Annotated in this window: 12 protein-coding genes and 2 pseudogenes; 7 read left to right on the forward strand and 7 right to left on the reverse strand. The window is 74.1% G+C overall.

From position 1 onward, the window contains the following. Nucleotides 1–31 precede the first annotated feature (31 nt). The 3 genes and pseudogenes from KPL57_RS61005 to KPL57_RS73475 form a co-directional block, all read right to left on the reverse strand. Nucleotides 32–310, reverse strand: a complete 279-nt coding sequence (locus tag KPL57_RS61005) for an AMP-binding protein (RefSeq protein WP_226358965.1) — start codon at nucleotides 308–310, stop codon at nucleotides 32–34. A 318-nt stretch (nucleotides 311–628) separates the two neighbouring features. After that, complete coding sequence (locus tag KPL57_RS68735; RefSeq protein WP_264199993.1) at nucleotides 629–757, reverse strand: hypothetical protein; 129 nt, start codon at nucleotides 755–757, stop codon at nucleotides 629–631. A gap of 89 nt (nucleotides 758–846) precedes the next feature. Next, nucleotides 847–1,476: pseudogene (locus KPL57_RS73475) on the reverse strand (AMP-binding protein); the annotation flags it as partial. Between the two features lie 741 nt (nucleotides 1,477–2,217). Here KPL57_RS73475 and KPL57_RS61015 point away from each other — a divergent pair. From KPL57_RS61015 to KPL57_RS68740, 4 genes and pseudogenes are all read left to right on the forward strand, one after another. Continuing rightward, nucleotides 2,218–2,733 carry an acyl-CoA dehydrogenase family protein gene (locus KPL57_RS61015; protein WP_226358966.1) on the forward strand — a complete coding sequence of 172 codons (516 nt, stop codon included), beginning with the start codon at nucleotides 2,218–2,220 and terminating at the stop codon, nucleotides 2,731–2,733. After that, a complete protein-coding gene (locus KPL57_RS61020) occupies nucleotides 2,640–2,840 on the forward strand; it encodes an acyl-CoA dehydrogenase family protein (protein WP_226358967.1) in 201 nt (66 codons plus the stop codon). Before KPL57_RS61015 ends, KPL57_RS61020 begins: the two co-directional genes overlap by 94 nt. A gap of 155 nt (nucleotides 2,841–2,995) precedes the next feature. Beyond that, nucleotides 2,996–3,199, forward strand: a pseudogene (locus KPL57_RS73480) (hypothetical protein); the annotation flags it as partial. Nucleotides 3,200–3,269: 70 nt separating this feature from the next. Next, nucleotides 3,270–3,488 carry an acyl-CoA dehydrogenase family protein gene (locus KPL57_RS68740; RefSeq protein ID WP_308253326.1) on the forward strand — a complete coding sequence of 73 codons (219 nt, stop codon included), beginning with the start codon at nucleotides 3,270–3,272 and terminating at the stop codon, nucleotides 3,486–3,488. A 6-nt stretch (nucleotides 3,489–3,494) separates the two neighbouring features. Here KPL57_RS68740 and KPL57_RS61030 read toward each other — a convergent pair whose 3' ends face one another. The 4 genes from KPL57_RS61030 to KPL57_RS61045 all read right to left on the reverse strand — a co-directional run bounded on the left by KPL57_RS61030 (nucleotide 3,495) and on the right by KPL57_RS61045 (nucleotide 4,803). Next, nucleotides 3,495–3,632: a hypothetical protein gene (locus KPL57_RS61030; RefSeq protein WP_226358968.1), complete on the reverse strand. Its 138-nt coding sequence runs from the start codon at nucleotides 3,630–3,632 to the stop codon at nucleotides 3,495–3,497. A gap of 220 nt (nucleotides 3,633–3,852) precedes the next feature. Continuing rightward, nucleotides 3,853–3,987 carry a hypothetical protein gene (locus tag KPL57_RS68745; RefSeq protein WP_264199994.1) on the reverse strand — a complete coding sequence of 45 codons (135 nt, stop codon included), beginning with the start codon at nucleotides 3,985–3,987 and terminating at the stop codon, nucleotides 3,853–3,855. Between the two features lie 47 nt (nucleotides 3,988–4,034). Next, nucleotides 4,035–4,457 (reverse strand): enoyl-CoA hydratase-related protein, encoded by a 423-nt coding sequence (locus KPL57_RS61040; protein ID WP_226358969.1) that lies wholly within the window; start codon nucleotides 4,455–4,457, stop codon nucleotides 4,035–4,037. 58 nt (nucleotides 4,458–4,515) lie between these two features. Then, the gene (locus KPL57_RS61045) at nucleotides 4,516–4,803 is read right to left on the reverse strand and encodes an enoyl-CoA hydratase/isomerase family protein (protein ID WP_308253330.1); all 288 of its coding nucleotides are present in this window, start codon (nucleotides 4,801–4,803) and stop codon (nucleotides 4,516–4,518) included. A 52-nt stretch (nucleotides 4,804–4,855) separates the two neighbouring features. On the opposite strand from KPL57_RS61045, the gene KPL57_RS61050 reads away from it, so the two are divergent. From KPL57_RS61050 to KPL57_RS61060, 3 genes are all read left to right on the forward strand, one after another. Then, on the forward strand, nucleotides 4,856–5,506 hold the full coding sequence (locus KPL57_RS61050) for an MBL fold metallo-hydrolase (RefSeq protein ID WP_226358970.1): 651 nt from the start codon (nucleotides 4,856–4,858) through the stop codon (nucleotides 5,504–5,506). Continuing rightward, the gene (locus KPL57_RS61055; RefSeq protein ID WP_226358971.1) at nucleotides 5,500–5,697 is read left to right on the forward strand and encodes a hypothetical protein; all 198 of its coding nucleotides are present in this window, start codon (nucleotides 5,500–5,502) and stop codon (nucleotides 5,695–5,697) included. The genes KPL57_RS61050 and KPL57_RS61055 overlap by 7 nt, the downstream gene beginning before the upstream one ends. Nucleotides 5,698–6,214: 517 nt before the next feature. Next, nucleotides 6,215–6,473 (forward strand): Lsr2 family protein (locus KPL57_RS61060; protein WP_226358972.1); only part of this gene is annotated, 259 nt, incomplete at its 3' end.

Consider the following 6,473-nt stretch of genomic DNA (forward strand, 5'->3'; position numbering starts at 1 on the left):
TCCTCGGTGGCGCTCTCGCCCTCGCGCAGTGTCACCCAGGCGGCCGGGACCTCGCACCACCGCTCGTCGGACGGCGATCACCGCGACCCTCCAGCACGGCCGGGTGGTCGGCGATGGCCTGCTCCACCTCGACGCTGGCGAGATTCTCCCGCCGGAAGATGATCACGTCCTTGGAGCGGTCCCGGAGCTCGACGTAGCCGTCGGGGTGCATGACGCCGAGGTCGCCGGTCCGGAACCAGCCGTCCGGTGCGGCGTCGTCGGTGGCCTGGTCGTCATCGAGGTAGCCGAGCATGACGTTGTTGCCGCGCACGCGATCTGGCCGGTCGTCCCCCGTCGCGCGGGAACGTCGGCCACCGTCGTTCGTCGATCACCCGGACGGCACAGGCGATCATGTCCCGACGCCCTGGCGGGCCTTCCATCCGGGCCTGCGCGTCGGCGTCGAGGTCGCTCCACTCCGGACGCCAGTCGCAGATCATCGCGGGGCCGAAGGTCTCGTGAGCCCGTAGAGGTGGGTCACCTCGAACCCGAGCTCGGCCATCCGGCGCAGGATCGCCGGGCTCGGCGGCGCTCCCCCCGGTCGCGACGGCCACCGGCGTCTCCACCGGCCCGGCCTCCGGCGCGTAGGCGATCATCGACAGCACGGTGGGGCGCCGTTGAGGTGGGTGACGCCCTGCTCGCGCACGAGCTCCCAGATCCGGGACGGGCCGACCTTCGGCAGGCAGACGTCGTGGTGGCGGCGGGCCGCGTGACCGCCCACGAGGAAGTAAGCACAAGCCGTTGCAGTGTGAACATCGGCAGCGTCCACAGGTGCACCGACGACGCGGTCAGCCCGGTGTGCCCGACCATGGCCAGCGCCTGCAGGTAGGCGCCCCGGTGGTGGTACATCACGCCCTTCGGGTTCCCGGTCGTCCCGGACGTGTAGTTGATCGACAGCAGGCCGCGCTCGTCGGCGGGACGCACCGCGGTGGGCTCGTGCCGTCGGCGACGAGGCGCTCGTAGTCCGGCCGACCCGCACGGTGTGCGGCGGGGTGTCGAGGCGGGCGAGCACCTCCGCGACGGAGCTCGTCGAACACCGGGTCGGCCACCAGCACCGAGGGCGCGCGAGTGCTCCAGGATGTAGGCGACCTCGCCCGACGACAGCCGGGGTTTGACGACGACCACGACGCCGTCCCATCCGACCACGCGACCCGCGGCGCCGCCTCCAGCCCGACGTGGGTGTTCGGCACGAGGGGACGGCGACCGGGCGCCCGTCGTGCAGCGCGGCGAGCGAGCCCGCCAGGCGCGGCAGCGGTCGCGCGGAACTCGGTGTAGGTGAACCGCAGGTCGCCGTCGACGACCGCGACCCCGGTCGCCGTGCGCCGCCGCGGCCCGGTCGAGGAAACGTGCCGTGGGGGTCAGCGGCTCGAACGACAGGTCCCGCCAGATCGGCCGGGACACCCGCCGGCGTGGTGGGCGGACGAGCCCCTCGTCGGTCATCCCCCGACCTCCCCCGGCGACGCGGACGCGCGCAATGTCGCCGCCCCGCGACCCTCCGTCGCGCGAGCCCACTCCGCCGCCGGTCGGTGATCGCCCGCCCGATCCCCCGCCGCCCGTCAGCCCCACCTGCACGCTCACCGTCCGCCTGGCCCGCCTCCCGCGGTGCCCACCGTGCGCGCTGCTCCACCGACCCCTCGCTGCTCCACCGGGCGCGCGCCGATCCGTCGGGCGCACTGTGATCCGCTGGCGCACGGTGATCTCCCAGCCGCACGGTGATCCGCTGGCCGCGCGGTGATCCGTCGTCCGCGCGCGTCCGGACACACGCGCGGAGCGGATCAGCGCGCGAACTGTCGATCACCGACGCGTCACCGAATCTGTGCCTCGGCCCGCCGTGCCGGAGTCGACGCGCCGTGCCCGAGCCCACGCGTCGCTCCACCGGGCACGGCTATCCGCCGTGCGCGTGCTGATCCACCGCCGCGCGGTGGTCCACCGGGCGCGCGGTGATCCGCCGGGCGCGCGGTGATCCGCCGGGCGCGCGGTGATCCGCCGGGCGCGCGGTGATCCGCCGGGCGCGCGGTGATGCGCCGCCCGCGCGCGTCCGAACACACGCGCGGACTGTCGATCACCGGGGTGCCGCCGGGACTCCCCCCCGCCCCGTCGTCCTGGGTCGCCGGAACACCCCGTCGTCGCGGGCTGTATTACGTTCGCCGTGGAAACGAAGCTCGTCGGGAGGCGGACGCGATGGCGTGGGACTTCAGTACCGACCCGGAGTTCGAGGAGAAGCTGAAGTGGATGCGCGGCTTCGTCCGCGACGAGATCATCCCGTTGGAGACCCTCGACCTGGACCGGGAGACCTTCGCCCGGATCACCGCGCCGCTCAAGGAGCAGGTCCGCGAGCAGGGTCTGTGGGCGGCGCACCTGCCCCCGGAGCTCGGCGGCGGCGGGTTCGGTCAGGTCTCCCTCGGGCTGATGCACGAGATCCTCGGTCAGTGCCGCTACGCGCCGGGGGTGTTCGGCAACCAGGCGCCCGACTCGGGCAACGCCGAGCTGCTCGCGATCGGCGGATCGCCGGAGCAGAAGGAACGCTGGATGCACCCGTTGCTGCGTGGTGAGCTGCGGTCCTGCTTCTCGATGACCGAGCCCGGCGCGGCGCGGACCCGACGATGCTGTCCACCCGGGCCGTGCGCGACGGCGACGACTACGTCATCAACGGCCACAAGTGGTTCTCCTCGAACGCCACCGGCGCGGACTTCCTGATCGCGATGGTGGTGACCGACCCGGACGCACCGCCGTACCAGCGGGCCTCGATGATCATCGTCCCGACCGACACCCCGGGCTCGACGTGGCCCGCGACATCCCGGTGATGGACCACCCAGAGGTCGGCGGCGAGATCTACGGCGGCCACGCCGAGGTCTTCTACCGCGACGTCCGGGTGCCGGCGACGAACCTCGTCGGCAACCCCGGCGACGGGTTCAGGCTCGCCCAGCAGCGGCTCGGCCCGGGCCGCATCCACCACGCCATGCGCTGGCTCGGCCAGTCCCGGCGGGCGTTCGACATGATGTGCGAGCCGCGCGGTGTCACGGACGGCGAGCGGCACGCGGCTGGCCGACAAGCAGATGGTCCAGGACATGGTCGCGCAAGTCGGCGGCGGACATGGCCGCGCCCGGCTGCTGACCTGCACGCGGCCTGGACGATGGACCAGGTCGGGGCCTCGAACGCCCGGATCGAGATCGGGATGATCAAGTACTGGGGCGCGAAGGTGCTGCACGACGTGATCGACCGGCGCGGTCCACGTGCTCGGGGACCTGCCGCTGGAGCAGATGTACCGCGCGGCCCGCGCCGCGCGGATCTACGACGGTCCCGACGAGGTCCACAAGGAGTCCGTCGCGCGGCGCATCCTGCGCGGCTACACCCCGGTCGAGGTCCCCACCGAGCACGTCCCCCCCCGCACCGAGGCCGCGCACGACGGCCGCCGCGCCGCGTACCTGGACACGGCGACGGCGAACGCCTGACCCGCGTCAGGCCGGTGCGGACCTCGGCTCCGGCGAGGCTGCGAGGTCGGCGCGTAGTCCGCGACCAGCGCGTTTCATCGCGCTGAGGAAGCGGGCCGCCGCGTCGAGCTCGTCGTCGTCGAAGCCGGCGAGCAGGGCGTCCATCCGGGCGCCGAGCGGGCCGAAGAAACGCCCCGCCGACCTCCGCGGCGTTCTCGGCCTGGCGCAGGGTCACCCGCCGCCGGTCGGCGGACTCGCGGCTGCGGCGCACGTGGCCCGCGCGTTCCAGGCGGTCGACGAGCGCGGTCGTCGCACCGGTGGACAGGCCGAGCCGGGCACCGAGGACACCCGGGGTGAGCGGTTCACCGCGCGGAGTCCGCGCGCATCACCGCGAGCAGCGCGTGGAGGTCCGTGGATGCAGCCCGTGCCGCCCGGCGAACTCCTGGCCGAGCAGCTCGGACTCGCCCGCGTAGTCCTGCAGCAGCGCGACCAGGTCCTCGCGTCGCGTCCGGGCAGGCATGCCGACGAGCCTAGTCGCCGTCAGTGGGCCCGTGGCCGGGCGCAGGGTCAGCGCCCCGTCCACCGCGGCGGGCGCTTCTCCAGGAACGCCGCGATCCCCTCCGTCTTGTCGGCCGAGCGCAGGATCGCCGCGGTGGCGACCTCGGTGGCGCTCCAGCCGCGCTCGTCCGGCTCGGACACCACGCGTTCCAGGGCGCGCAGCGACACCGACACCGCGAGCGGCGAGTTCTCGCAGACCGTCGCGGCGAGCTCCAGCGCCGCGGTCTCGGCCCGCCCCGGCTCGACGAGCTCGTTGACCAGGCCCAGGGTGTACGCACGGTCGGCGTCCAGCGGGCGCCCGGTCACCAGCAGCTGCTTGGCGACGTTGAGCGGCAGCGGCCGCGGCGCGCGGAACAGCGCACCGCAGTTCGCGACCAGGCCGCGGGCAACCTCGGGCAGGCCGAACCGCGCCGTCGTCGACGCGACGACCATGTCGCAGCCATCACGATCTCGAACCCGCCGCCGTAGGCGACGCCCTCGACCGCGGCGATCAGGGGGCGCCGCCGGTCCCGCCGGACGACGCCGTAGTTGCCGCCGCGCGGGGTGGGCCGCCGGCCCCGGCGGCCAGTTCGGTGCCCGCGCTGAACGCCGTCGGGTCCCCGGCGAGCACGCCGCACCACAGGTCCGGGTCGTCGTCGAGGGTGTTGAGCGCCTCGTCGAGGCCGGCCGTCATCGCCGCGTCGACGGCGTTGCGCTTGTCGGGCCGCGTCATCCGGATCAGGAGCACGTGCCCGTGCCGCTCGGTGCTCACCCTGGTCCCCGCCATGCCGTCGGTCACGATCGTGACTGTAGGTGGGAACCGCGCCCGGGGCGTTCGTAGTCTGGTGATCGTGTCCCGCAGCAAGCGCCTCCCCACCGCGGCCGTCCTGTCCGTCCCGCTCGCCCTGACCGGCGCCCTGGCCGCGCTCGGGCTGCACGTGCGCCGGAACATGGGGGCCCGCCCGGGCGAGCTGCGCCGGATCGCCTCCGCCTCCCCGAACGCCGTCGACGGGCTGTTCGCCAACACCGAGCCCGGGCTGCCCCGGGCCAAGGCCTCGGCCCGGATGATCCTGAACATGCTGGTCGGCCGCCGCTCCGCGGGCGGCGCGCCGGCGACGGTGCCGCTCGCGCCGCTGCGGACCCCCGCCGAGCCCGCCGGGCTGGCGGTGACCTGGCTGGGCCACGCCGGGGTGCTGCTGGAGATCGACGGCCGGCGGGCGCTGGTGGACCCGGTCTGGTCTGAGTACGCCTCCCCCGTGCCGCGCTTCGGGCCGCGCCGCCTGCACCCGCCGGTCCGCGCCGCTGTCCGAGCTCGGCTCCCCGGACCTCGTGGTGCTCAGCCCACGACCACTACGACCACCTCGACCGTCCGACGGTCACGCGCGCTGGCCCGCGACACCTCCGCGGTGTTCGTCGGGCCGCTCGGGGTGGGCGCGCACCTGCGTTCCTGGGGCATCCCGGGGCACCGGGTCGTCGAGCGCGACACTGGGAGGGCGTGGTGACCGTGGCGGGGCTGGAGCTGACCCTGCCTGGAGACCAGGCACTTCTCCGGGCGCGGCTGCGCCGCAACACCACGCTGTGGGCGGCCTGGAAGGTCGCCGGACCGCGCGGCACACCGCCTACCTGGGCGGGGACACCGGCGCCACCCGGGCGCAACGCCGCACCGGGGCCGCGCACAGCCCGTTCGACCTGACGGTGCTGCCGATTCGGCGCCTACTCCGACCTGTGGCCCGACATCCACGCCGACCCGGAGCAGGCGGTCGCCGCGCACCGCGAGCTCGGCGGCCGGGTCCTGCTGCCGATCCACTGGGCGACGTTCACGCTCGGCTTCCACCCCTGGGACGAGCCCGCCGAGCGGGCCCGCAAGGCCGCCGCCGACCAGGACGTGGTCCTGGCCCTGCCGCGCCCGGGCACTCGCATCGACCTGACCGGCGTCACGACCGTCGACGACGCCGCGCGCCGCGGTTCCCACCGAACCGTGGTGGCCGACCGCACGCTGATTCGCGTCACCGTCACCGCTGACCCTTTCCGCCCATTCCCGTCACCCGGACGCCGTATCCCCTCCCCGGAAACGCCGGCACACGGACCATTTCCGGGGAGGGGTTCGACAGGTCGGTTCGCATCCCTATCGTTCTGCCCGAAGAATCGGTTCCGGCACCGACCGGCGGATTCCCGTCTCCGGCCGGGTCCGGCGATTCCCTGCGGAAGGAATGACGACGTGGCGCAGCAGACGACCCATCACCCTGGTCGACGACCTGGACGGCACCGAGGCCGACGAGCAGGTGGAGTTCTCCGTCGACGGCCGCGCCTACGAGATCGACCTGTCCACGAAGAATGCCGAGAAGCTGCGCGAATCGTTGGCGCCCTACGTCGCGGCCGCCCGTCGCGGGTCCGGTCGGCGCAGCACCTCTTCCGGCACCTCGTCGAACGGTTTTCCAGTGCCTCGGAACGCGCCGCGAACCGCGCGGT

The sequence above is a fragment of the Pseudonocardia sp. ICBG601 genome, from assembly GCF_020496245.1.

Excerpts from the sequence above, each read along its gene's own strand:
- KPL57_RS61015 (WP_226358966.1), top strand. The coding sequence starts at position 2,218 with ATGGCGTGGGACTTCAGTACCGACCCGGAGTTCGAGGAGAAGCTGAAG.
- KPL57_RS61020 (WP_226358967.1), top strand. The coding sequence starts at position 2,640 with ATGCTGTCCACCCGGGCCGTGCGCGACGGCGACGACTACGTCATCAAC.
- KPL57_RS61030 (WP_226358968.1), bottom strand. The coding sequence starts at position 3,632 with ATGGACGCCCTGCTCGCCGGCTTCGACGACGACGAGCTCGACGCGGCG.
- KPL57_RS68745 (WP_264199994.1), bottom strand. The coding sequence starts at position 3,987 with ATGCCTGCCCGGACGCGACGCGAGGACCTGGTCGCGCTGCTGCAGGAC.
- KPL57_RS61040 (WP_226358969.1), bottom strand. The coding sequence starts at position 4,457 with ATGGTCGTCGCGTCGACGACGGCGCGGTTCGGCCTGCCCGAGGTTGCC.